This window comes from Pseudomonas sp. ATCC PTA-122608 (assembly GCF_001952855.1).
GTDB lineage: Bacteria > Pseudomonadota > Gammaproteobacteria > Pseudomonadales > Pseudomonadaceae > Aquipseudomonas.
Genome location: NZ_LPNO01000013.1, coordinates 1 through 24529, shown reverse-complemented (window position 1 = coordinate 24529; position 24529 = coordinate 1). Strand labels below are relative to the sequence as shown.

At 60.5% G+C, this 24529-nt stretch carries 18 protein-coding genes and 1 riboswitch; of the genes, 3 read left to right on the top strand and 15 right to left on the bottom strand.

What is annotated here, in order from left to right; genetic code table 11:
• Positions 1-26 precede the first annotated feature (26 nt).
• Positions 27-1031 carry a low-specificity L-threonine aldolase gene (gene ltaE / locus AU074_RS12755; protein WP_076015024.1) on the bottom strand — a complete coding sequence of 335 codons (1005 nt, stop codon included), beginning with the start codon at positions 1029-1031 and terminating at the stop codon, positions 27-29.
• 190 nt (positions 1032-1221) lie between these two features.
• A riboswitch (FMN riboswitch) is annotated at positions 1222-1391 on the top strand.
• A 111-nt stretch (positions 1392-1502) separates the two neighbouring features.
• Between ltaE and AU074_RS12750 the strand changes: the two genes are divergently transcribed.
• On the top strand, positions 1503-2012 hold the full coding sequence (locus AU074_RS12750; RefSeq protein WP_076015023.1) for a 6,7-dimethyl-8-ribityllumazine synthase: 510 nt from the start codon (positions 1503-1505) through the stop codon (positions 2010-2012).
• 118 nt (positions 2013-2130) lie between these two features.
• Here AU074_RS12750 and astE read toward each other — a convergent pair whose 3' ends face one another.
• The 7 genes from astE to AU074_RS12710 form a co-directional block, all read right to left on the bottom strand.
• Positions 2131-3135, bottom strand: a complete 1005-nt coding sequence (astE, locus tag AU074_RS12745; protein WP_076015022.1) for a succinylglutamate desuccinylase — start codon at positions 3133-3135, stop codon at positions 2131-2133.
• Positions 3136-3146: 11 nt separating this feature from the next.
• A complete protein-coding gene (locus AU074_RS12740) occupies positions 3147-3437 on the bottom strand; it encodes a hypothetical protein (RefSeq protein ID WP_003214319.1) in 291 nt (96 codons plus the stop codon).
• A gap of 23 nt (positions 3438-3460) precedes the next feature.
• Complete coding sequence (astB, locus tag AU074_RS12735; RefSeq protein WP_076015021.1) at positions 3461-4807, bottom strand: N-succinylarginine dihydrolase; 1347 nt, start codon at positions 4805-4807, stop codon at positions 3461-3463.
• A 176-nt stretch (positions 4808-4983) separates the two neighbouring features.
• A complete protein-coding gene (astD, locus tag AU074_RS12725; RefSeq protein WP_173860380.1) occupies positions 4984-6453 on the bottom strand; it encodes a succinylglutamate-semialdehyde dehydrogenase in 1470 nt (489 codons plus the stop codon).
• A complete protein-coding gene (astA, locus tag AU074_RS12720) occupies positions 6450-7475 on the bottom strand; it encodes an arginine N-succinyltransferase (RefSeq protein WP_076015018.1) in 1026 nt (341 codons plus the stop codon). The genes astD and astA overlap by 4 nt, the downstream gene beginning before the upstream one ends.
• Positions 7476-7524: 49 nt before the next feature.
• Positions 7525-8544, bottom strand: a complete 1020-nt coding sequence (aruF, locus tag AU074_RS12715; protein WP_076015017.1) for an arginine/ornithine succinyltransferase subunit alpha — start codon at positions 8542-8544, stop codon at positions 7525-7527.
• A 244-nt stretch (positions 8545-8788) separates the two neighbouring features.
• Positions 8789-10009 carry an aspartate aminotransferase family protein gene (locus AU074_RS12710; RefSeq protein WP_076015016.1) on the bottom strand — a complete coding sequence of 407 codons (1221 nt, stop codon included), beginning with the start codon at positions 10007-10009 and terminating at the stop codon, positions 8789-8791.
• A 278-nt stretch (positions 10010-10287) separates the two neighbouring features.
• Here AU074_RS12710 and AU074_RS12705 point away from each other — a divergent pair, with 278 nt between their 5' ends.
• The gene (locus AU074_RS12705) at positions 10288-15267 is read left to right on the top strand and encodes a leucine-rich repeat domain-containing protein (protein WP_076015015.1); all 4980 of its coding nucleotides are present in this window, start codon (positions 10288-10290) and stop codon (positions 15265-15267) included.
• 3 nt (positions 15268-15270) lie between these two features.
• Here the strand turns inward: AU074_RS12705 and AU074_RS12700 are convergent, their stop codons facing one another.
• The 7 genes from AU074_RS12700 to acs all read right to left on the bottom strand — a co-directional run bounded on the left by AU074_RS12700 (position 15271) and on the right by acs (position 23272).
• A complete protein-coding gene (locus AU074_RS12700; RefSeq protein ID WP_076015014.1) occupies positions 15271-16251 on the bottom strand; it encodes a GlxA family transcriptional regulator in 981 nt (326 codons plus the stop codon).
• A gap of 213 nt (positions 16252-16464) precedes the next feature.
• Positions 16465-17229, bottom strand: a complete 765-nt coding sequence (locus AU074_RS12695; RefSeq protein ID WP_003214336.1) for an ABC transporter ATP-binding protein — start codon at positions 17227-17229, stop codon at positions 16465-16467.
• A gap of 27 nt (positions 17230-17256) precedes the next feature.
• On the bottom strand, positions 17257-18369 hold the full coding sequence (locus AU074_RS12690; RefSeq protein ID WP_076015013.1) for a succinylglutamate desuccinylase/aspartoacylase family protein: 1113 nt from the start codon (positions 18367-18369) through the stop codon (positions 17257-17259).
• Between the two features lies 1 nt (position 18370).
• Positions 18371-19069, bottom strand: coding sequence for an ABC transporter permease (locus AU074_RS12685; protein WP_010165618.1), 699 nt, complete (start codon positions 19067-19069; stop codon positions 18371-18373).
• Positions 19066-19755 (bottom strand): ABC transporter permease, encoded by a 690-nt coding sequence (locus AU074_RS12680; protein WP_076015012.1) that lies wholly within the window; start codon positions 19753-19755, stop codon positions 19066-19068. The genes AU074_RS12685 and AU074_RS12680 overlap by 4 nt, the downstream gene beginning before the upstream one ends.
• Positions 19756-19846: 91 nt before the next feature.
• On the bottom strand, positions 19847-20632 hold the full coding sequence (locus tag AU074_RS12675) for an ABC transporter substrate-binding protein (protein WP_017475899.1): 786 nt from the start codon (positions 20630-20632) through the stop codon (positions 19847-19849).
• Between the two features lie 684 nt (positions 20633-21316).
• Positions 21317-23272: an acetate--CoA ligase gene (gene acs / locus AU074_RS12670; protein ID WP_076015011.1), complete on the bottom strand. Its 1956-nt coding sequence runs from the start codon at positions 23270-23272 to the stop codon at positions 21317-21319.
• 394 nt (positions 23273-23666) lie between these two features.
• Here acs and AU074_RS12665 point away from each other — a divergent pair, with 394 nt between their 5' ends.
• The gene (locus tag AU074_RS12665; RefSeq protein WP_076015010.1) at positions 23667-23936 is read left to right on the top strand and encodes a DUF2790 domain-containing protein; all 270 of its coding nucleotides are present in this window, start codon (positions 23667-23669) and stop codon (positions 23934-23936) included.
• Positions 23937-24529: the final 593 nt, after the last annotated feature.

The window sequence follows — 24529 nt, the reverse complement described above, 5'->3', positions numbered from 1 at the left end:
AACAGTCAATTAGACGGTCTGCACTGTCATTTCCGGGAAAACTCGACAAATGTCGCGAGCACTTGCTCGATCTGTGCCCGGCTGACGTCCAGATGAGTGACCATGCGCAGACGCGACGCGGCGCTCAACTTGATCCCGCGCTCGGCAGCAAACACCTTCAACGCCTCAGCCCGATCACCGATATCCACGTAGACCATGTTGGTCTGCACCGGCTCCACCCTGTAGCCCGCCTTGCGCAGTTCATCCCCCAGCCATTGGGCGTTGGCGTGGTCGTCGGCCAGGCGCTGGACCTGGTGATCCAGGGCGTACAGCCCCGCCGCTGCCAGCGAGCCGGCCTGGCGCATGCCGCCACCGACCATTTTGCGCAAACGGCGGGCCTTGGCGATCAACGCCGTGGAGCCGCACAACACCGAGCCGATCGGGGCGCCCAGGCCTTTGGACAGGCACACCGACACCGAATCGAAGTGCTGGGCGATCTCCCGCGCATCCACCCCCAGCTTGACCGCCGCGTTGTAGAGCCGCGCGCCATCCAGGTGCAAGGCCAGGCCGTGTTCCCGGGTAAACGCCCGCGCGGCCGCCAGGTACTCGAGTGGCAGGACTTTGCCCTGCATGGTGTTCTCCAGCGCCAGCAGGCGGGTGCGGGCGAAGTGGAAGTCGTCCGGCTTGATCGCCGCCAGCACGTGCTCAAGGTTCAGGGAACCGTCGGCCTGCACTTCCAGGGGTTGCGGCTGGATCGAGCCGAGAACCGCCGCGCCGCCGCCTTCGTATTTGTAGGTGTGAGCCTGCTGACCGACGATGTATTCCTCGCCACGCTCGCAGTGCGCCATCAACGCCAGCAGGTTGCTCATGGTGCCGGTGGGCACGAACAACGCGGCGGCAAAACCCAGGCGCTTGGCCAGTTCGGCTTCCAGGCGATTGACGCTCGGGTCTTCGCCGTAGACGTCGTCGCCACTGGCCGCCGTCGCCATCGCGTCGAGCATGCCTGGGGTGGGCTGGGTCACTGTGTCGCTGCGCAGGTCAATCACGGTCATCAAACTAGCCTCTAGCGGATTGGGGCATTTCTTGTGTTAACGATTACTGCGGGCAAACCCGCGGAATATCAAGCCCCGGGCTTGCACAATCGAATACCAACCAAACAAACCGATATAGGTTATCGATAAACCAACCGTGCAGTTTCTGAAAAACCATGATAAAAACTCTCCGCCGCCAGGGTTCTGGCGGCAACGTTCTCAGGGCGGGGTGTAATTCCCCACCGGCGGTAATTGCACGCAATGTGCATAGCCCGCGAGCGCTTGGCGCCTCGAACTGCCTCGGCAGGACGGCGACAAGGTCAGCAGACCCGGTGTGATCCCGGGGCCGACGGTCATAGTCCGGATGAAGAGAGAACGGGATTGGCACCTAAGGGCCGCGCTGACGTCATGTTTCCATGAGCCAGCTGTGCGTACCCTTAAATCCCATTCGATTCATAACGCCCTGTTTTTTTCTTAAACAGGAGTCAGAACATGCAACCCACCGCAATCGACAGCAAAAGCAAAAACCATCACGGCGAGCGTGTCGCGTTTATCCAGGCCTGCTGGCACAAGGATATTGTCGACCAATCCCGTAAAGGTTTCCTCGCCGAAATGATCGCCCAGGGCTACCAGGAATCGGACATCGATTTCTTCGAAGTCGGCGGCGCCTTTGAAATGCCCCTGCACGCCAAGCTGCTCGCCAAGTCCGGCCGTTATGCCGGTATCGTCGCGGCCGCCCTGGTGGTGGACGGCGGGATCTACCGTCACGAGTTCGTGGCCCAGTCTGTGGTCAGCGGCCTGATGCAGGTTCAGCTGGAAACCGAAGTGCCAGTGTTCTCGGTATCCCTGACTCCGCACCACTTCCACGCGGGCAGCGAGCACCACACGTTCTTTTATGAGCACTTCGTACACAAAGGCCAGGAAGCGGCACGCACCTGCGCCGACACCCTGCACAAGGTTCGCGCACTGCGTCGCAATGAGCCACGGGCGGTAGCGGTTTAAGCGACACTGTAGGAGCTGGCTTGCCTGCGATGGCATCACCTCGGTGCGCCTGACAGACCGAGTTGATGCCATCGCAGGCAAGCCAGCTCCTACATTTTGGCCGAGTCAGTCTCGGGGTTCAGGCCAGGCCAGCATCCGTGGTCGGCACAATCAATATCCCGGCCCGCAAGCCATTCTTGACCTTCGGGTTCGGGAAGATGATGCGTGCGCCCTCCTCCTCGATCACCCAGCGGGTCTTGGCAATGTCCTCGGCCAATAGATACCCCTTCTCCAACTCCGAAAAGTTTTCCACGTCCGCAGGCAAATGCAGGACGAAGGCATCGCTGTGCTTGATGACTTCCCGGGAGACGCTGAACAGCTTCAAGCCGTCCAGGCTCTCGGTGGTCGGCTCGTTGCCTTCGATGATCTGCTTGAGACGGGTTTCCAGACGTGACACGTCCACGCCCTGGTTATGCCCGAACGGCCGGGCCTTGCCCAACTCCAGGGTGAAGGACTCAGCCTCAAGCTGTTCGTAAGTAAACGCGGTGAAGGTGATCGAGGTCTTGTTCTGCAGCAGCACCGCTTCCATGCCGGCGGCTCGCAGGCGCGCCAGCTCGGCACGCGAATGCTGGCGACCGTCTTTCCACGGGTACAGCGCGAACTGCTCGATCTTCGATCCACGGATGGCGGTGTGCAGGTCGTAGTGCAAACGGCTACGCCCTGGCACGCTGAAGAAGGTGCGGGCCAACTGCTCAAGCTCGGCGGCGCGCATGGCTTCAGGGCCGATGCTTTGTTCATGACGGCCGTTGAACAGCCGGTTGACGTCCAGTTCGAGGTAACGCTCGCCGCGGCGCATGGCCTCGGGGTTACCGAACAGGAACAGAATACGGGTACGGGGCTTGATCTCCCCGCGGGCAATGCCTTGCAGCAAGCGGTCGGCCAATTCGATTGGCGCGGTTTCGTTGCCATGGATGCCGGACGACAGCAGCACGTCGCTGCCGTTGTCCCGCGCCTCAGGAGGCCGCACTTCAAGCGCGCCCTCACTGAGCCAGCGCAGTTGCACGCCATCGACAGTCAGTTGAATTTTTTGCGCCGGTTCGCGACCGGCGAGGGTCAGTTCAAGCAGTTTGCCGAGGGCGAGCATAAGCGGCTTCCTTAGTGGTTGCAGCCAGGACCGTGGACGTGATCGTCGTCATCACCTTCAACGTCGGCTGGTTCCATTTCCAGTTGCAGGCTCATCAGGTTGGTGGCCAATGGGCGCATCAGCAGGTTGGCGTATTCCGCGTCGCCTTCTTCCACGTCAACGCCGATCAGCAGTTGGCCACGGCCGTCGTGCTGGATCCAGATCTCCTTGCCCTGCCACACCACGGCGACGCGGGTGCAGGAGGTTTCCAGCTGGGTGCCGTCGGTGTCTTCAAGGATCAGTTTCAGGGTGTCGGTGGTCATAAATAGTTCTCAGCCGTGCGGCGTTAATTGATCTGGAAAGGATAAACCGAGCCCAGTTTAAGGATTTGCGTCAGTTCATCCAGTGCCGTCCGGCACTCAAGCAGCAATTGCGGGTCAGCCAGGTCGGTTTCCCGCAGGCTGTCGCGGTAGTGCTTGTCGACCCATTGGGTCAGGGTGTCGTACAACGGCGCCGTCATGATAACCCCTGGGTTGACCGCCGCCAGTTCGGTTTCATTCAACGCTACGCGCAAGCGCAGGCACGCCGGGCCACCGCCGTTCTGCATGCTTTGCTTGAGGTCGAAGACTTTGACTTCGCGGATCAGCCCGCCCGAGGACGTCAGGCCTTGCAGGTACTGCCAGACGCGCTCGTTGGCACGGCACTCTTCCGGCACGATCAGCAGCATCGAGCCGTCGGCGCGGGTCAGCAACTGGCTGTTGAACAGGTAGGAGCGCACCGCGTCTTCAACGCCAACCTGGGCCCGGGGCACGCAGATCGACTGGAAGTTGCCGCCGAGTTTGCCGAGTTTGCCCTGCAATTCGCCGAGCATCTGTTCGGTATTGAGGAACGCGTCCTCGTGATAGAACAGCACCTCGCCATTGCCCACTGCGATCACGTCGTTGTGAAACACACCGGCATCAATCACCGCCGGGTTCTGCTGGGCGTAGACCACGCCGCCATCCCGCAGGCCGTGCAGGCGAGCGACTGCCTGGGAGGCTTCGAGGGTCTGGCGCGCCGGGTACTTTTGCGGCGCCGGGTAGCGGGTGTCGAACGCACTGCGGCCAAACACGAAAAACTCTACGCCCGCCTCGCCATAGTCACGGCAAAAACGCGTGTGGTTGGCCGCGCCTTCGTCGCCGAACTGCGCCACTGCCGGTAATGCAGCGTGGTGGGCGAAGTGCTTCTGGTCAGCGAACATTGCCCCCAGCACGCGGCTGGTGGTCGGGTGCTCGATGCTGCGGTGGTATTTGCAGTTGAGGTTGGCGGCGGTGAAATGAACGCGGCCATCGGCTGTGTCGGCGCTCGGGCTGACGGTGGCGGCGTTGGCCACCCACATGCTCGACGCCGAGCAGCTGGCAACCAGCAGCGGCATGGCTTGCTTGGCGGCCTGTTGGATAACTTGTGCGTCGGTGCCGGCAAAACCGAGGCTGCGCAAGGCGGCCACATCCGGACGTTCCTGGGGCGCCAGCACACCTTGCACAAAGCCCATTTCCATCAGGGCTTTCATCTTCGCCAGGCCTTGCAGCGCCGCTTCCTTCGGGTTGGAGGACTGCTGGCTGTTGCTCTGGGACGCGACGTTGCCGTAGGACAAACCGCCGTAGTTATGGGTCGGCCCCACGAGACCGTCAAAATTGACTTCACAGGATTTCATCGGCGAGGCTCCACGAACATCTGTATTTTTATAGGCATCAAGTGCAGATCTGTATCTGTTAACCCGATCAAGTGTGGGAGCTGGCTTGCCTGCGATGCGGGCAACTCGGTCATTCAGATGCACCGAGGTGATGCCATCGCAGGCAAGCCAGCTCCCACATTAGATCAGTGTCACTTTCACTTAAGCGTCACACCTGGGGTTAACGTCGCCGGTAGCACCAGGCTCGGGGTCTCAAGCGAGGCCACCGGGTACGCGCAATAATCCGCCGCGTAATAGGCGCTGGCGCGATGGTTGCCCGAAGCCCCTACCCCGCCAAATGGCGCGCTGCTCGCGGCACCCGTCAGCTGTTTGTTCCAGTTGACGATCCCGGCACGGCTTTCCAGCCAGAACTGCTGGTAACGCGCTTCGGAATCCGACAGCAACCCGGCCGCCAAGCCGTATTGGGTGTTGTTGGCCTCGGCAATCGCTGCCTCGAAATCAGCGTAGCGAATCACTTGCAGCAGCGGGCCGAACAGCTCTTCGTCAGCGCGATCCGTGACCTCGGTCACATCGATAATCCCCGGCGTCAGCAGCGCAGCCTGAGCCTGGGGTTGAGTCATTTCCAACAGCGCCACGGCGCCATTGGCCAACAGCAGTTCCTGTGCATCCATCAACGCCTTGGCGGCACCAAGGGAAATCACCGAGCCCATGAACGGCGCAGGCGTTTGATCAAACGCGCCGACTTCAATGGTCGAACTCACCGCCACCAGGCGTGCGAGCAACGCATCACCCCAGGCGCCTTCCGGCACCAGCAGGCGACGAGCGCAGGTGCAACGCTGGCCGGCCGAGATAAATGCCGACTGAATAATGGTGTACACCGCCGCGTCCACATCGGCCACTTCGTCCACCACCAGCGGGTTGTTGCCGCCCATTTCCAGCGCGAGGATCTTGTCCGGGCGCCCGGCGAATTGCTGGTGCAGATGGTTGCCGGTGCGGCTGGAGCCGGTGAAGAACAACCCGTCGATACCCGGGTTGGCCGCCAGGGCGATCCCGGTTTCCCGCGCGCCTTGCAGCAGGTTCAACACGCCCGCCGGCAGACCGGCGTCGATCCAGCATTGCACAGTCAGCTCGGCGACTTTCGGGGTCAGCTCGCTCGGTTTGAACAGTACGGTGTTACCCGCCAGCAAGGCCGGCACGATATGCCCATTAGGCAGGTGACCCGGGAAGTTGTAAGGACCAAACACCGCCACCACACCGTGGGGCTTGTGGCGCAGCACGGCAGTGGCGTCGCCCAGTGGGCCGCTCTTCTCGCCGGTACGTTCGCGGTAGCTTTGCACCGAGATCGCGACCTTGTTGACCATGCTGGTGACTTCAGTCGCCGATTCCCACAATGGCTTGCCGGTTTCCTCACCGATGCAGCGGGCGAGTTCGTCCGCACGGCTTTTCAGGTTGGCGGCGAAGGCTTCCAGCACGCTCAGGCGTTCTTCCAGGGAGCGCTTGGCCCAGGCTGGAAATGCCTGGCGTGCGGCCTGAACGGCAGACTCGACCTGCTCGGTGGTAGCGCCATTCCCCGACCACACGACCTGCTGGGTCACCGGGTTCAGCGACTCAAACACTTCACCCTGGCCAACCAGCCACTCACCTGCGATGTATAGCGAATTCATTATTTCGACTCCCGGGCAGCGGACAACGGTACGGCGCGCACTTGATCACCGGCGATCAGTTGCAGGCGCTTGGCGGTCTGTTGATCGACCACCAGGGTGCCCGCAGCCAACCGCGCCGGTGCGGCGGTAATGCGGCAATCTTCGCGTTTACGGTTATGGATCAGGAACGGCGTGGCGTCGTCACCCGGCGTACCAATCGCCAGCACCAGCGCCTCGCTATCGCGTACGGCGCGGATCTTGGTGGTTTCACACTCCACCGCCGGGCCTGCGTCGAAGATGTCGACGTAACCCTGGTAGCTGAAACCTTCGCTCTTGAGCATGCTCAAGGCCGGCTCGGTGTCGGTGTGGACCTTGCCGATCACGTTGCGTGCGTCCTCGGACAGGAAGCAGCTGTACAGCGGAAACTTCGGCATCAGTTCGGCGATAAACGCCTTGTTGCCAACGCCGGTGAGGTAGTCGGCCTGGCTGAACTCCATCTTGAAGAAGTGCCGGCCCAGGCTTTCCCAGAACGGCGAGCGCCCGGCTTCGTCGGACATGCCGCGCATTTCGGCGATGATCTTGTTGCCGAACAGCTGCGAAAATTCCGCGATAAACAATAGGCGTGCCTTGGCCAGCATGCGACCGTTAAGGCCGTTGCGGTAATCGGCGTGCAGGAACAACGAGCACAGCTCGGAGTTGCCGGTCAGGTCGTTGGCCAGAAACAGCGTCGGGATTTCACGGTAGATGTTCAGCTCCTGGGAGGCGCTGACCGTCAGGCCGACCCGGAAGTTGTACCAAGGCTCACGCAGGCCGACGGCACCGGCGATGGCGGAAATCCCCACCACGCGGCCTTCGTCGTTTTCCAGCACGAACAGGTAGTCCGCATCACCGCGCCCGGCTTCGCCGCGAAAGGTCTTTTCAGCCCAGCCGACCCGGTGGGTCAGGCGCTCTTCATTGGCCGGCAAGGTGGTGAGGCCGGTGCCGGTGCTGCGCGCCAGATCAATCAGGGCCGGTAAATCGCTGCTGCGTACGGGACGAACGATCATGCTATCTCCTCAAACGGGCCGCCTTGCAGGCCACCCGCGAAACTCATTCTTAAACCGCTACCAGTCGAACGCTGGCACCCTCGCCAACGCCCAGGGCTTCGGCGGTTTCCAGGTCCAGGGTCACTGGCTTGCCCGGCGCATAGTCCAGTTCCAGCATCACCGCGCGGTAATCCTGCAATTGGCCGTTGCTGACCAGGTACTGGCGGCCGACACCCTTGGCCATCTCACCAATCTTCACCGGCACCACACGGCTCTGGGCGATCGAGCGAATGCCCGAGACCCGCGCGTGCAGCGTTGGGCCGCCGTCGAAGATGTCGATGTAATGGTCGGTCTCGAAGCCTTCTCGCATCAGGATGTCGAAGGTGATCTGCGCCCGTGGGTGCACCTGGCCCATGGCTTCCTGAGCAGCGTCCGGCAACAGCGGCACGTAGATCGGGTAATGCGGCATCAGTTCGGCCAGGAAGGTCCGGCTCTTCAACCCGCACAGGCGCTCGGCGGCGGCGTAGTTGAGGTCGAAGAAGTTGCGCCCGATGGCGTCCCAGAACGGCGAATCACCGTTCTCGTCGCTGTAGCCCACAATCTCGGTAACCACCGAATCCGCAAAGCGCTCCGGGTGGCCGGCCACGAACAGCAGGCGGCCCCGGGAGTTGAGTTCCGACCACGGCGAACCCACCAGCTCCGGCACCACGTAGAAGCTGGTCAGCAGGCTATTGCCGGTCAGGTCATGGCACTGCGAGAGCACGTGGATCTTGTTGTGGATCTTCAGCTCGCGGGAAGCGTGCACGAAGGTCTCGTTACGGAAGCTGTAGAACGGTTCCGAGTAGCCCGCCGAAGCGACGATGGCCGAGCAGCCCGCCAGCTTGCCGGCGTCGGTGTCTTCAAGGACGAAGAAATAGCTTTCTTCGCCGTTGAAGCTGACCTCGGCGGCGAAGGACGCTTCGCTCGCGGCGATCTTGTCGCTCAGGCGTTCGACATCATCCGGCAAGGAGGTGACACCAATCGGGCTGTCCGCAGCCAGACGCTGTACCTCGCCCAGATCAGCCATTTGCGCGGGGCGCATCACCAGCATGGTGTCACTCCTTAACTCGAAAACTCACAGGAAAAAATGCCGGACACGATCTTGAAATCAGTGAGGTCAAGTGTGGGAGCGGGCTTGCTCGCGAAAGCGGTGTGTCATTCAACATTTCAGGTGACTGAGCCACTGCATTCGCGAGCAAGCCCGCTCCCACATTTGATCTTCACAGCTTCAACTAAAGAGTCCGGCATACAAAATTTGTGTTGGGCGCCCGACTCGTCGGGCACCCAACGGTCTATCAGGCTTGCGTCAGCTTTTTCACAGCACGTTCGAAGCGGTCCAGGCCTTCCTGGATATCGGCATCTTCCACCACCAGGCTCGGGGCGAAGCGCACCACATCCGGGCCGGCTTGCAGGATCATCAGGCCTTCGCGCTCAGCGGCGTTGAAGATGTCCTTGGCCTTGCCTTTCCAGGCATCGCTCAGCACGCAACCGAGCAACAGGCCCAGGCCACGCACTTCGGTGAAGATGCCGTATTGCTGGCCAATCTTCTCCAGACGAGAAACGAACAGGTCGTGCTTGGCATTAACGCCAGCCAGCACTTGCGGGGTGTTGATCACGTCGATCACCGCTTCCGCCACCGCGCACGCCAGCGGGTTGCCGCCGTAGGTGGTGCCGTGGGTGCCGACCACCAGGTGCTTGGCCAGGGCCTCCGTGGTCAGCATGGCGGCAATCGGGAAACCGCCGCCCAGGCTCTTGGCGCTGGTGAGGATGTCCGGTACTACGCCGTAATGCTGATAGGCAAACAGCTCGCCGCTGCGGCCCATGCCGGTTTGCACTTCGTCGAACACCAGCAGCGCGTTGTTCGCGTCGCACAGGTCGCGGGCGCCTTGCAGGTAAGAAAGCTCTGCCGGCAGCACACCGCCTTCGCCCTGGATCGGCTCCAGCACCACGGCGCAGGTTTTGTCCGAGACGGCGGCTTTCAGCGCTTCCAGGTCGTTATACGGCACGTGGGTGATGCCGACGATTTTCGGACCGAAGCCGTCGGAATACTTCGACTGGCCACCCACGTTCACGGTGAACAGGGTGCGGCCGTGGAAGCTGTTCAGCGCGGCGATGATTTCGTATTTCTCGGTGCCAAAGCGGTCGAAGGCGACGCGACGGGCCAGCTTGAAGGCGGCCTCGTTGGCTTCGGCGCCGGAGTTGCAGAAGAACACACGCTCGGCAAACGTGGCGTCGATCAGCTTATGGGCCAGGCGCAGGGCCGGCTCATTGGTGAAGACGTTGGACACGTGCCACAGCTTGTTGGCCTGTTCGGTCAATGCACCGACCAGCGCCGGGTGGGCGTGACCCAATACGTTGACCGCGATGCCGCCGGCAAAGTCGATCAGCTCTCGGCCCGCCTGGTCCCACACGCGGGAACCTGCGCCACGCACGGGGATGAAAGCGGCAGGTGCGTAGTTGGGAACCATGACCTGGTCGAAATCGGCACGTTGCACCGGGGCTTGCTCAACGGACATCGGAGTCTCCTGAAGAGGAACGCCTGCCTGAAACTGGCGGGCGATGCAGGGATTGTAAGGACAGTTTTCAGCGCGGCCTTGCCGCCAAGCGACAACTTCTTATAGCGCCAACCCGCGATTTTCGCGGGTTTACGCCAATGCGACAATTAGCATCGCAATGGCGCAGTTTAAACCGCCCGGGCCGGTTGTGGGCGGTTGGTGAGGCACAACTATGTAATGCCGTCACCGATTGCCGTTTTGGTCTGCTGTTGATCTCATCCGCGCACAGGAACAGCGCCATGCCTGAAATCGACGAGCAACACCTCGCACAACACCCCGACAGTCATTATCAACCGCTGGCCAAAGCCGTACCCGACTGGCTGACCGGCGCTTCAGCCGAGCGACGCACCCAGCTCAAACGCACCTCGCCTCGCGCATTGGCGTGGCACAAAACCGCGACCCGCGAGCAGCACCGCCAATTGCGCCTGCGCAACGCCAGCCACTGGACCGCACAAAACCGGGTAGACCAGCGCCTCGAGCAGCTGCAAGACGCCCAGGCCTTCGCCGCCCCTTTGCTGGCCGATGCATTGAAAACCCGGTTCGGACTGACACTGGACGTGCGCACCACGTTTTTGCGCCTGTACATCCCAGCGACCATTCCCTGGTTTACCGTAAAGAGCGGCGCGGCGCGCACCTGGACTGTCTCGTTGCTGGACGCCGCGCTGCACAACTTCGAGGCCGACGAGACCCAGCCTGATGCATTCGAAGCAGCCAGCGAATTCACCACCCAACCCGATGCACGTGGCCATTTCCAGCCCTTGCCCGAGATCAAGCGCGAGCTGTCGATCCCGGCGTTCACTCAACTGTGCAGAACCCTGGATATCGGTGCGCAGTACAAAACCTATCTGGAAGAGAACCTGGGCATTACCAATCGCCTGGTGGCAACGGTTCTGCAACACGAGGTCAAGGCCAGCGAGCGTGCGGCGCTGGAGGTCGCGCTGCAACTGGCAAACATGAACGGCGACCTGGAGGACGACATGTACCAGGCGCTGCAAGGTTTACTGGATGGTCGACCAGCACGTATCTCGGGCAAGCCCGTGCGTTGCCATGACCTGCACATGATGTCGGCCCGGCTGACCGGGATCGTGCTGTTCGCCCCGGACCTGGAGCGCGAGCACGGCGCAGTACCCGTGGTGGCCTATGTCCCGGACGATCCGGAACACCCCATCAAGCAATACACCTCGACCGCCGCTTTCACCGCTGAACTGACCCGGCAACTGCGCGACAGTAACTATCAACACTTCTTCAGCCGGTTCGTCGCCCACCAGGACCGTGGCTTTTTCTTCTCCAACCTCAACAACCGCCTGGGGCAGATCACCTGGCACCCACACAACCCCACCGACCCGCAACCCACCTGGCGCGAAACCCCAAGGGAACGCCCCAACCTGCAACTGGGCGCGCCGGCGATCCCCGGCGATTGGCTGACCCACCGCTACCAGCAAAAGCTCAACAAGATCCTCAACGACGCCCAAGTCATCGCCGTTTCCACCGCCAAGGTCGACCAGAAAGCACGCTGGGCCCTGTGGGATTCATTCCAGCAAATTGCCACGTCGCTGCTCAACATCGCCGCGCTGGTGATTGCCCCGTTCGTGCCGGTGCTGGGCGAAATCATGCTGGCCTACATGGCCTATCAACTGCTGGATGAAACCTTCGAAGGCATCGTCGACTGGGCCGAGGGCCAAACCACCGAAGCTTTCGAGCACCTGATGGGCACGGTCGAAGCCTTGGTGCAGTTGGGCACCTTCGGCGCTGGCGGGGCGATTGCTGCGGGCGAGTTTCGCGCACTGCTGCCGCAACGCACGGTCGCCTTTATCGATAGCTTCAAACCGGTCAAGGTCCCCAACGGCAACACCCTGTACTGGAAACCTGACCTCGCTCCCTATGCACGTAAAGTCGCCTTACCAGAAGGTTCTACCCCCAACGCACAAGGCATCCATCAACACCTGGACCAGGCGGTGATCAGCCTGGACGACACCCCCTACGTGCTGAATAAAACACCCGACCGTGATGGCTTCTTGCTTGCGCACCCGGAACGTCCCGACGCCTATCAACCCAAAACCTGGCACAACGGCACGGGTGTCTGGCAAACCGAGCTGGATCAACCGCTGTATTGGGACAGGGCCACCCTGCTGCGCCGGTTGGGGCATCGTGCGAAAACCTTCAGCGCCCAGGAGCTGGAGCAGATTCGCAGCGTGAGCAACACCCCCGAAAACGTGCTTCGCCAGATGCATGTCCAGCGTGAACCGATGCCCTTGCTGCTGGAGGACACCCTCAAGCGCTTCAAGATCGAGCAAGACATTTCGACCTTTATCGAGCAAATGAGCAGCGATGATCCTGCGGTTTATCGCCAGGCCTCGCCCCTGACTCAGTTGCAACTACTCTGTGACAACGGCACCTGGCCTGAGACCAAGGCCCTGCAGGTAGTGGATGGCACCGGCCAGACGCTTTGGCAGTACGCATCCCGCGACGGCGTTGCGCGGGTGCGGATCAACCAAGTGCAACTCAACAGCGGCGACCTGCTTAAAACCGTTCTTTTGGGACTCGATGAGTCCGAAATCAAAACCCTGCTGAGTGAAGAATTCGGCCTGCCGGCCCGCGGGATTGATGTGCGTACACGCGCGCTGAGGAACAAAATCGCGCAGGCCGCCGAGAGGCAAAAATCCAAGCTGTTCGAGTCCCGCTACAAAAGCGCGAACCAACCCGTGCATGGGGCAGCGCAACAACTGATGGACAGTCGACCCGGGCTTCCAGCCTCGGCTGCCGACGTAGTACTGGAGCAAGCCAGCGACCTGGAGCGGGCAGAACTGGGCAGCGGAAAAGTCCCCAAGCGCCTGGACCTGTTGGCCAATTGGGCACGCCAAGAAACCCGCTTGAACCGCGCTTATGAAGGTTTGTACCTGAAAGCCCCCGCCAACCTGGACACCCACATCCTGGCCCTGCACTCGTTGCCGGAACTGCCTGGCTGGTCCGGCACCGTACGCCTGGAAGTACGTGAACATACGCTTGAGGGCACCTTGCGCGACAGCATCGGCCAGGCAGCCGCAGCAGAACGCAAAGTGCTGGTACACGAGGAAGGTGCATACCAGGTCTATGACGACGAGGGCCTGCATCTGCAAGGCAAGACCGACTTTTACAATGCGGTGCTACAGGCGCTGCCCGACAGCGAGCGCACTGTATTGAACCTTCATATTCGCCAAGGACCGCAACTGCGTCAGGCGATTGCCGCAACGCCATTGCCCCGCAACCGGCTGCGCCCCATTCTCGAACGCCAGCCCGTGCGGCCACCCGCTGCCGGTAAAACCCCGAGATTGCCCGGAGGCATGGACGGCTATGCCCTCCCGCCCGGCCCCATGCCGACACCAGGCGCACCGTTGTCGCTCATCCAGCGCGCAGAAGCGCTGTACCCTGGCCACACCCCTGCGCAAAATCGCGCACTGATCCAACGCCTGAATGGCCTCCCCGGCGGCGCGTTGCCCCAGTTGCAGCTATTGCAACTCGAATATGCTCGATTGTTCCAGGACCTGGAGATTTGGCGCGCCGAAATCCCCACGACTGACCCCGTAACTCAAGCCCGCCTCGGCGCTGCCGAATACGCCTACGAAGGAGAAAAACGCATACAACTCGCCGATCAAATCAGGCGCTGCTGGCGCCGGGAAACCGAATCGACCCTGAACAACAATGACGAACATCTCAGCTATAGCCTGGTGTACGAGGAACCGATCTTGGGCGAACTGCCCACCCTGACGGCCAACTTCGACCACGTCTCGACACTCGGCCTGATGGGCACTGAAAATACCTCGGGAGCCCTAAGGTTTATTCAACGCTTTCGCAATCTGCACACCCTGGAATTGCGCAGCATGCCACTGGGCGCTTTTCCCGAAGGCCTGGAAACCATGCCCAATCTCACCGAGTTGGTGCTCGACAGCTGCGACATCCAATTGACTGAGCAGAGCCTGGCCAGGTTGTCATCGATGTCGCGCCTGGAATCCCTCGACATGTTCAACAACCCGCTGGGCAGAACACCCAGTGTCGAAGCGATGCCCAACCTCAGGTACCTGGACCTGTCCTCCACCCAAATTGACCAGGTCCCGGCCGGCCTGCTCACACGCCCCGAGCTTGAGAGCGCGATCCTCAATAACAACCGCATCACGGAGCTGCCCGACGCGCTGTTTGAACTGCCGGATACGATCAGTGACGGAATAGACCTGGAAAGCAACCCCTTCCCCGACCCACTCATTGACCGTATCAAAGGCCATTTCCAGCGCACCGGGGAACGCTGGGAAACTACCGCACCCCGGGCCGATATCGACCGTCTTAAAGCGCTGTACCCCACGTTCAGCACTCATGAATGCAATCTGTATATCTTCGGCATGCCCGGCAATCTGGAAGCCGGTCGAGTGGCACTGGTGCGCTTGGGCAGCGAGTACGAAAAACTGAAAGCGGATCTGCAAGAGTGGCAAATCAACGTCCCCACCCACCACCCGACGCAGAACATGGAACTGATTCCCATGGTGCGCGCCCATGAGCAAGTCAAACGCCAAGCGTTCAAGGAGCTGATGGAAGCGTGCTGGCGCCGCGAAACTGCAACGGACGACGCCGACGACGGCCTCACCATCACCCACGAACTGAACTACGGTGCGACGCTTATAGGTGACCTTCCCACGGTCACCGCCAACTTCGACCATGTGACACTGCTGTCGCTGCACGGGGAACAGGCCACCACCGGCCTCGGCAACTTTCTGGACCGTTTCCCCAAGCTCAGAAGCCTTTCCATCCATGGCTATCGTTTGCAGAACATCCCTGCACAAGCCTTCCGGCTGCCTCGGCTGAACGAACTGATCCTGCCTCGTTGCGATATCCAACTGAGCATTGAGACCGCCAACGCATTAGCAGACCTGCATCAACTGACCTATCTGGACTTGAGCGACAATCTGCTGGGCATCACTCCGAGCCTGGAAAACATGCAACAACTGGCGGTTCTGGATTTGCAATCGACCGGCATCAGCCGAGTACCGCAGGGACTGTTTTCACTGAGGAAAATTGTGGCCGCCGACCTCAGGGACAACGCGATCCGGCATATCGATAACAGCATCCTCGAAGTACCCATCGATAACTTCAACGCGATCCTGTGGGAGGGCAACCCACTGTCCAGGGCGAGCCTCGCCACCCTGAGCCGCTATGCACGGCGCCACCGCGCGGACGTTACACCAGAGGACTGATACCTAGCCGCGCTCGGACGGCACCGACGACAATTCAAATGGGCTGCTGCTGCGCCGCTGGTTGCGGTCTTCACGAGGGGTGGCGCCGAAGAAGTTGCGGTAGGCGCTGGAGAAGTGCGGGCCCGAGGAGAAGCCGCAGGACAGGCCGATCTGGATGATCGACTTGCTGGTTTGCATGAGCATCTGGCGGGCCTTGTTCAGGCGCAGTTCCAGGTAGTACTGGCTGGGGACGCGATTGAGGTATTGCTTGAAGATCCGCTCGAGCTGTCGTCGGGACACGCACACATGCTGGGCGATTTCGTCGGTGGTCAGCGGCTCTTCGATGTTGGCTTCCATCAGCAACACCGCCTGGGTCAGCTTTGGATGGCTGGAGCCCAGGCGGTTTTGCAGCGGGATGCGCTGACGCTCGCCGCCTTCGCGGATGCGCTCCACCACCAGTTCTTCCGAGACGGCACCGGCCAGTTCGGCGCCGTGGTCACGGGCCAGCACCGCCAGCAGCAGGTCGAGTACCGACATGCCGCCGCAGGCGGTCAGGCGGTCACGGTCCCAGTCGAACAGATGGCTGGTGGCGATGACCTTGGGGAAACGCTCGGCAAAATCGTCCTGCCAGCGCCAGTGCACGGCGGCGCGATAGCCGTCGAGCAAACCGAGTTGGGCCAGCGGATACACGCCGGCCGACAGACCGCCAATCACACACCCGGCGCGCACCAGTTGCTTGAGGGCGGTGCTGAGCTGGGAGGCGATAACGGTCGGTGGTTCATCCGCCAGCAGGAACAACTTTTGAAAGCCTTCCAGCTTGCCGGCCCAGGGTTCACCCGGCAGTTGCCAGGCCCCCTCCACCGGCGGTTCGGCCTGCAGGAACGAGAGTTCGTACACCACGTCCGGATGCACCCGCTGAGCAACGCGCAAGGCCTCCTCAGCCAGCGCAAGCGTCAGTGCTTTAGTGCTGGGCCAAATCAGGAAACCTATTCGATGGGCAGTCATGGAGTGCTATCCGAAGCGAAAAACAAATAAAAAGGCATGGGCAATGCTAGCCCGGAAGTGAACACAAGTCTCAAAAACGATGTAGATCCGCTTTGCGGTAGGAGCAAGCTTGCTCGCGAAGCTCGTTAACGATAAAGCTGGTAACCTGACACCCAGCGGCGCTCTCGAGTTTTTCGCGAGCAAGCTCGCTCCTACAGGGTGCAGCGGTATCAGTTACTTCAAGCTGCCGGAAAGAAACTGCTGCAAACGCTCCGACTGTGGGTTAACCAGCACTTCGCGCGGGTTGCCACGTTCTTCAACGATGCCTTTGTGCAGGAACACCAACTGGTTGGAGACTTCACGGGCAAAGCCCATTTCGTGGGTCACCACCACCATGGTCCGGCCTTCCTGGGCCAGGTCCTGCATCACCTTAAGCACTTCGCCCACCAGCTCCGGGTCCAGAGCCGAGGTGGGTTCGTCGAACAGCATCACCTCAGGCTCCATCGCCAGGGCCCGGGCAATTGCCACGCGCTGCTGTTCACCGCCGGACATGTGGCCAGGGAACGCATCCTTACGATGGCCCACACCGACTTTAGCCAGGTAGTGCTCGGCCTTTTCCCGGGCGTCTTTTTTCGACATGCCCAAGACGTGCACCGGCGCTTCCATGACGTTTTCCAGCGCGGTCATGTGGGACCACAGGTTGAAGTGCTGGAACACCATCGACAGTCGCGAACGCATGCGTTGCAGCTGCTTCGGGTCCGCGGCCTTCATGGCGCCGTCCTTGTTGGCCACCAGTTTCAGCTCTTCGTTATTGAGCAGAATCTTGCCGGCGTGCGGTTGCTCCAGCAGGTTGATGCAGCGCAAAAAGGTACTTTTGCCCGAGCCACTGGACCCGATGATGCTGATCACATCACCGGCCGCGGCGGCCAGGGACACACCTTTGAGCACTTCATGACTGCCATAGCGTTTATGCAGGTCTTGGACTTCAAGTTTGTACATGCGGTCGGTTCTCACAAAAACAGTTGGTCAGTCGTTGAGCAAGCGCCCGTGCCGCAGCGCTTCGCGCCCCGCCACCTTGGCCAGCCAGAAACCCGCTTGGGCATAACGTAGCCGTTCAACGGCAAACAACACCCCAGACGTGCCCGCGCAAACGATGCTCACGCGGTCGGACAAGGGATCGATCACTTCAAATATCGGGTCGCCGGCTTCCACCACATCCCCGGCTTTACGCAGGTAGCTGATCACACCGGCGTGGGGCGCGAACAGCAACTCGGTGCCTTCGAAGGGCAGGCCTTCGCAGGCTTCGTATTGCGGCGCGGGCCATTCACCACGGATCAGGCCTTGCTCGGCAAGGAACGCCAGAATGCCTTCGGCGTGGAAAATCGCCTCATCACGGCCAGTATCAGCCTGGCCGCCCAACTCCAATGTCGTCGCCAGGCACGCCAGGGGAATCTGCGCCTCGGGGAATGCCCGGGACAGACGCAACCACGGCAGCGAACAGGCTTCGTCAAACGAGCTGCCGCCGGAATCTTCCGCCAGCAGGCCGACCTTCACATTCAGGTGCGCCGACAGCGAACGCCACTGCGGCCAGTGTTGCGGCAGCGCGTACATGTGCAGCGCGGCCTCGGCATCGCAATGCAGATCGAGGACGACGTCGGCGGTGCAGGCATGGCTCAGCAAGACCCGCTGCATGCCTTGCAACTGGCTGCTCGGCGCCGGCAAGGCGTTGAGCGCATCGGTCATGGCCTGGCGAATCATGCGCACGTTGGCATGGGGATCATCGCCCAGTTTGTCTTTGAGCAACTCGGTAACCGGCCCGCTCAACTCAACGAAGTCGCGGTTGAAATTCTTGCCGCTGCCGATCTCGAAACGGCCCTGGTGACTGCCTTGCAGCAGTTGCCCCAGGCCCATCGGATTGGCAACGGGAACCAGCTCGATCACGCCATTGAGGGCGCCTTGCTGTTCCAGTTCGGCCAGGCGCTTTTTCAGCTCCCAGGCGGCCCGCATGCCGGGCAATTCATCGGCGTGCAGGCTGGCCTGGATATAGGCCTTGCGCTCGCCGCTGCCGAAACGGAACACCGTCAGCTGGCGTTCGCAGCCCAGGTGACCCCAGGGCAACAGGTGATCGATACGTTCCATATCAATGCTTCCGTGGAGCCAGGTAGCTCAGCCAGCGGCCTTCGGCCAACTTGAACAGGCGCACCAGGATGAAGGTCAGGCACAGGTAGAACGCACCCGCAGTGATATAGGCTTCGAACGGCAAGTAGTACTGGGCGTTCACCGTGCGCGCGGCACCGGTGATGTCGATCAGGGTGACGATGGAAGCCAGGCTCGTGGTCTGGAGCATCATGATCACTTCGTTGCTGTATTGCGGCAGCGCACGGCGCAGGGCCGATGGCAGCAGGATCCGGCGATACAGCTTGTAGCGCGACATGCCCATGGCCTTGGCCGCTTCGATCTCGCCATGGGGCGTGGCCTTGAGGCTGCCGGCGATGATTTCGGCGGTGTAGGCGCTGGTGTTTACGGCAAACGCCAGGCACGCACAGAAGGTCGCGCTGGACAGCAGCGGCCACAGGAAGCTTTCACGCACCGCTTCGAACTGGGCCAGGCCGTAGTAGATCAAAAACAGCTGCACCAGCATCGGCGTGCCGCGAATCACGTAGGTGTAGAGCCAGGCAACGCCGTTGACGATCGGCTGCTTGGACACGCGCATCAGGCCCAGGGGCAAGGCCGCGAGCAAACCGAAGAACAGCGAAATGGCCAGCAGTTTCAGGGTGGTCAGCAAGCCGCCGAGGTACAGCGGCATGGCCTCCCAGATGACGTTGTAGTCGAAGATCATAGATCAGCCGCCTTTACGCCTACCGAGTAGCGCTTCTCAAGATGACGCAGGGCCAGCAACGACACGCTGGTGATCACCAGGTACATCGCCGCCACTGCGAGGAAGAAGGTAAAAGGTTCGCGGGTGGCGTCTGCCGCCTGCTTGGCCTTGAACATCATGTCTTGCAGGCCCACCACCGAAATCAGTGCGGTGGCCTTGGTCAGTACCAGCCAGTTGTTGGTAAACCCGGGGATCGCCAGCCGAATCATCTGCGGCACCATCACCCGGAAAAACACCTGGAACGGGCTCATGCCATAAGCCAGGCCGGCTTCGGCCTGGCCCTTGGGAATGGCCATGAAGGCGCCACGGAAGGTTTCCGAAAGGTAGGCGCCAAAGATGAAACCCAGGGTGCCGATACCGGCGGCCAAGGGGTTCAAGTCAATATAGTCGTCGTAGCCCAGCAGAGGCGCGACGCGGTTAAGCAGGTCCTGACCGCCGTAGAAAATCAGCAGGATCAGCACCAGGTCGGGGATCCCGCGGATCACCGTGGAGTACAGATCGCCCAGCCAGGCCAACCAGCGCACCGGCGAGAGGCGCAACGCGACCCCGATCAGACCCAGAACAATGGCCAAGGCCATGGACGACAAGGCGAGCTGAAGCGTCAACCATGCGCCATCGAGGATGACAGCCCCGTAGCCTTTCAACATGATTCAGGTCCTCGAAAAGGGGGATGAAAAAATGGCGCAAACTTCAGAGACCCTGTTGCTTGCGCCATTCTGGACAGACAGCTGCGACGGTTTACTTGGCTTCTGGGCCGTAAATGTCGAAGTTGAAGTACTTGTCCTGGATTGCCTTGTACTTGCCGTTGGCACGGATCGCGGCGATTGCAGCGTTGATGCGGTCCAGGTTTTCCTTGTCGCCTTTACGTACCGCGATGCCGATGCCGTCGCCGAAGTACTTGGCGTCGGTGAAGGCCGGGCCGGTGAACGCGTAGCCTTTACCGGCTGGCGTGTCGAGGAAGCCTTCCTGCAACAGGGTGGCGTCGGCCACGGTGCCATCAAGGCGACCGGCTTCTACGTCCAGGTAGATTTCGTTCTGCGAGCTGTAAGGAACAATGGTGGCGCCTTTGGGAGCCAGCACTTCCTTGGCGAAACGGTCGTGGATCGAACCGCGCTGCACGCCGATTTTCTTGCCTTTCAATTCATCCAGGCTGTCGCTGACGGCAGTGCCTTCCTTCAACACCAGGCGAGCTGGGGTCAGGTAGTAGCGGTTGGTGAAGTCCACGGACTTCTTGCGGTCTTCCGTGATGGACATCGAGGACAGGATGGCGTCGATCTTGCGCACTTTCAGCGCCGGGATCAGGCCGTCGAATTCCTGCTCGACCCACGTGCACTTGACCTGCATCTGCTCGCACAGGGCGTTGCCGATGTCGTAGTCAAAACCGACGATGCTGCCATCCGGTGCCTTGGAGGCAAACGGAGGGTAAGCCGCTTCAATACCAATCTTCAGTGGCTTGCCTTCGGCGAAAGCCTGCATGGACAGCACGGACAGCGCCAGGGCGCCCAACAGCACGAGTTTCTTCATCTTGGGACTCCATCGGTATAGGGCAAAACAGCAGTATGAGCCAGGGCCCACGATGCGAATGAGTGAAACCGAATAGCGGTGCTGCGTCCTGCGCCAGTTCCACATCGGCGACGACGAGCGAGTGATCGGCATTCTAACGACAGGCCGGAAGCCGATATTTCCTCAATGCGACAACAATTTACAGAAGCACCGAGAAAGCGGTTCCAGCACATTGACAGCCTCTGGATTTTATGCAGAGGCAAAAGATATTAAACCTGTTAACGCTGCAAGTTGCGGGCCTATTATTCGCAAACCCTTCTAGCACGGCAAGTGTAGCGTTTGATCTAATTTTTCAGGGCGTCTAAGACGCGGGTTTTCGGGGCACGGACGTAGCACTTTGCCTCATGTTTGGGCATTGGGTTACACATTTGTCGGGCTCGGTAACATTCAGAAACTTCCTACGAGCAAAACCGATATTTATTGGCCTTGTGTAAGTCGCCCCAACGAATGGCCAGCCTTGGAATGCAATCAAAATGTGGGAGCGGGCTTGCTCGCGAAGGCGGTGTATCAGTGGGTGATGTGCTGGCTGACACGCCGCCTTCGCGAGCAAGCCCGCTCCCACGGGGGTTATAGGTCGCCTGTCCGATCGCACAAAAAAGCCCCACCCGGCCTACGCCGAATGGGGCTTCGTCCCACAAACCCGCCTTATGCGACGTTCATGATCTTGTGCGTCTCAATCAACTGCGCCACCACACCCGGGTCCGCCAGGGTGGAGATATCCCCCAACCCGTCGTACTCAGCCGTAGCAATCTTGCGCAGGATCCGACGCATGATTTTCCCCGAACGGGTCTTCGGCAAGCCCGGCGCCCACTGGATCACATCCGGCGAAGCAATCGGCCCGATCTCTTTACGCACCCAGTTTTTCAGTTCCAGGCGCAACGCTTCATTCGGCTCTTCGCCGTTTTTCAGCGTGACATACACATAGATGCCCTGGCCCTTGATGTCGTGGGGCACACCCACCACGGCCGCTTCCGCAACTTTCGGGTGGGCAACCATGGCGCTTTCAATCTCGGCGGTGCCCATGCGGTGGCCGGACACGTTCAACACGTCGTCCACCCGACCGGTGATCCAGTAGTAGCCATCCTCGTCACGACGCGCACCGTCACCGGTGAAGTACATGCCACGGAAGGTCTTGAAGTAGGTGTCTACAAACCGGTCATGGTCGCCATACAGCGTACGTGCCTGGCCCGGCCACGAATCCAGAATCACCAGGTTACCCTCGGCCACGCCTTCAATCAGGTTGCCCAGGTTATCCACCAGCGCCGGTACCACGCCAAAGAACGGGCGTGCCGCCGAACCCGGCTTCAGCGCATGGGCGCCCGGCAGCGGGCTCATCATGTTGCCGCCGGTCTCGGTCTGCCACCAGGTGTCCACAATCGGGCAACGGGATTGGCCGACGTTCTTGTAGTACCAGTCCCACGCTTCCGGGTTAATCGGCTCACCCACCGACCCCAACAGACGCAAGCTGCTGCCATCGGCGCCTTCGCAGGCAGCGGTGCCGGAAGCCATCATGGCGCGGATTGCGGTCGGTGCGGTGTAGAGGATATTGACCTGGTGTTTGTCGACGATCTTCGCCACCCGGGTAATGTCCGGATAGTTCGGCACGCCTTCGAACATCAGCGTGGTTGCGCCGTTGGCCAGTGGGCCATAGACGATATAGGTGTGGCCGGTAACCCAGCCGACGTCGGCGGTGCACCAGTAGATTTCGCCCGGGCGGTAGTCGAACACGCGCTCGTGGGTCAGGGCTGCATACAACAGGTAGCCGCCGGTGGTGTGCTGCACGCCCTTCGGCTTGCCGGTGGAGCCGGAGGTGTAAAGGATGAACAGCGCTTCTTCGGCGCCCATCTCTTTCGGCGCGCACACGGTGCCCGCCACTTTCATCAGGTCTTCGTACCAGATGTCGCGATGCTGGTTCCACTTGATGTTGCCGCCGGTGCGCTTGCACACGATGACTTTCTGGATGCTGCTGGTTTCCGGATTGGTCAGGGCGTCGTCGACGTTGGCCTTCAGGGGAATTTTCTTACCGGCACGAATGCCTTCGTCGGCGGTGATCACCACCTTGGATTTGCAGTCGATGATCCGACCGGCCAGGGCCTCTGGCGAGAACCCGCCAAACACCACCGAGTGAATCGCACCGATCCGGGCACAGGCCAGCATGGCGACCGCGGCTTCGGGAATCATCGGCATATAGATAGTCACCACGTCGCCGCGGTGCACATCCTGGCCGCGCAGGGCGTTGGCGAACTTGCAGACTTCTTCATGCAGCTCACGGTAGGTGATGGTGCGGCTTTCGGCAGGGTCGTCGCCTTCCCAGATGATTGCCGGCTGGTCGCCACGCTCGGCGAGATGACGGTCCAGGCAGTTGTAGGAAACGTTGAGGGTGCCGTCGGCAAACCACTTGATGTCGACATGGTGATCGTCGAAGGAGGTCTGCTTCACCGTGGTGAAAGGCTTGATCCAGTCAAGGCGCTTGGCTTGCTCGCGCCAGAAACCGTCGGGGTTGACCACCGACTGCTGGTACATGGCCTTGTAGGTCGCCTCATCGGTCAGCGTATTGGCTGCTACTTCGGGGCGAACGGGGTACAGAGAAGCCGCACTCATCTTTCTTACCTCGGTGACATAGTTGTTGTTGTATGGCCCTGTTGTAGCCGGGCCGGGCCTATAGAACCATTCGACGATGGTAGTAACAAGCCCCTACAAATTGCCCAACTATCCCCCGGCGGCGCTCTGGCCCGCGGCCTGTGGCGCTTTGCAGGTTTCTGAAAAAACCTTCATTTCGGGATTGTTACAAAAACCACCAATAGTGTTTATCAAAAGCACGGGTATATGAATTAAACCTACACGCCTAAAATCAACCTCGCCATCAAGGCACTGTGATTAACAACGTAACAGCCCCCACGAAGGCAACGTTAATCCGAACTTCCCAATCAAGTTACACACGTGGCCTCACAAGGGCCCCGTGACCCCTTTCGACCACCAAAAGGTAAATAGTCAAATGAAAGCGTTATTAGTTATGGCCCTTAGCAGCTTGTGCGCCACCGCCGCCCTGGCCGACGAAGCCCCGACTGACGTAGCCAGCCAGAGCACTCCGATCGTTGAAGATTACAGCTACAGCACTCACTTGGACGTTGCCAAAGTACTGTCCATGAGTAACATCCCGGATGTATGCAAAGTTGTACCGGTAAAAATGGAATATGAAGATTCACAAGGTCAGCGTCATATCCTGAACTATCAAGTCATGGGTAATGGTTGTTCTAACGGGTAATAACTTCATTAGTTGCCATTAACCCAGATCTTATTCGCCGCAAGAAATCGTTCTTGCGGCAAAGCGCTGGCCTAGCCGTCGCCCCGCTTCACCCCCCCCGAAAAAAATCCTACCGCTCGTCCCTACAGCCAACCCCAACAAACCCGCGCTCTGGCTCGAAAAGCAGGCTTTTTGTCTGCGATCCGAGACCATCCGCCGCAACACAAAGTCGATTTTTTCCCTATAATGCGCGGGTAAATCGGGCCTGCAATATCCCTTTACACTGGGATGAAGAGCCAGACCTGAGGCCCCCGCTGGAGCCAGTTAAGCATTGCTCCGCCCCTCAAGCCTCAAGCAGAACACCCGTAACCCTGATTCCGTTTAATGCGTGCGTTAGCTGCAACAAACGATTCCTTAAGATCCACCGCGGCCTTTGGGCCGTGTGAACACCCCACCATCCGGTTTCACACGGGCACCTTAGAGCCCTCACGCAGGAGACGACACGTCATGCTGAGCTGGGACGAATTCGACAAAGAAGAAGACGGCGAAGTAGTTGCCAAAGGCGCCAACGCCGGCCACGCCACCGAAGCCAACATGGACCGCCTCGACGGCGC

Bases quoted from the DNA above. Each gene is read 5' to 3' on its own strand.
- ltaE (WP_076015024.1), bottom strand. From the start codon at position 1,031: ATGACCGTGATTGACCTGCGCAGCGACACAGTGACCCAGCCCACCCCA.
- AU074_RS12750 (WP_076015023.1), top strand. From the start codon at position 1,503: ATGCAACCCACCGCAATCGACAGCAAAAGCAAAAACCATCACGGCGAG.
- astE (WP_076015022.1), bottom strand. From the start codon at position 3,135: ATGCTCGCCCTCGGCAAACTGCTTGAACTGACCCTCGCCGGTCGCGAA.
- AU074_RS12740 (WP_003214319.1), bottom strand. From the start codon at position 3,437: ATGACCACCGACACCCTGAAACTGATCCTTGAAGACACCGACGGCACC.
- astB (WP_076015021.1), bottom strand. From the start codon at position 4,807: ATGAAATCCTGTGAAGTCAATTTTGACGGTCTCGTGGGGCCGACCCAT.
- astA (WP_076015018.1), bottom strand. From the start codon at position 7,475: ATGATCGTTCGTCCCGTACGCAGCAGCGATTTACCGGCCCTGATTGAT.
- aruF (WP_076015017.1), bottom strand. From the start codon at position 8,544: ATGCTGGTGATGCGCCCCGCGCAAATGGCTGATCTGGGCGAGGTACAG.
- AU074_RS12710 (WP_076015016.1), bottom strand. From the start codon at position 10,009: ATGTCCGTTGAGCAAGCCCCGGTGCAACGTGCCGATTTCGACCAGGTC.
- AU074_RS12705 (WP_076015015.1), top strand. From the start codon at position 10,288: ATGCCTGAAATCGACGAGCAACACCTCGCACAACACCCCGACAGTCAT.
- AU074_RS12700 (WP_076015014.1), bottom strand. From the start codon at position 16,251: ATGACTGCCCATCGAATAGGTTTCCTGATTTGGCCCAGCACTAAAGCA.
- AU074_RS12695 (WP_003214336.1), bottom strand. From the start codon at position 17,229: ATGTACAAACTTGAAGTCCAAGACCTGCATAAACGCTATGGCAGTCAT.
- AU074_RS12690 (WP_076015013.1), bottom strand. From the start codon at position 18,369: ATGGAACGTATCGATCACCTGTTGCCCTGGGGTCACCTGGGCTGCGAA.
- AU074_RS12685 (WP_010165618.1), bottom strand. From the start codon at position 19,069: ATGATCTTCGACTACAACGTCATCTGGGAGGCCATGCCGCTGTACCTC.
- AU074_RS12680 (WP_076015012.1), bottom strand. From the start codon at position 19,755: ATGTTGAAAGGCTACGGGGCTGTCATCCTCGATGGCGCATGGTTGACG.
- AU074_RS12675 (WP_017475899.1), bottom strand. From the start codon at position 20,632: ATGAAGAAACTCGTGCTGTTGGGCGCCCTGGCGCTGTCCGTGCTGTCC.
- acs (WP_076015011.1), bottom strand. From the start codon at position 23,272: ATGAGTGCGGCTTCTCTGTACCCCGTTCGCCCCGAAGTAGCAGCCAAT.
- AU074_RS12665 (WP_076015010.1), top strand. From the start codon at position 23,667: ATGAAAGCGTTATTAGTTATGGCCCTTAGCAGCTTGTGCGCCACCGCC.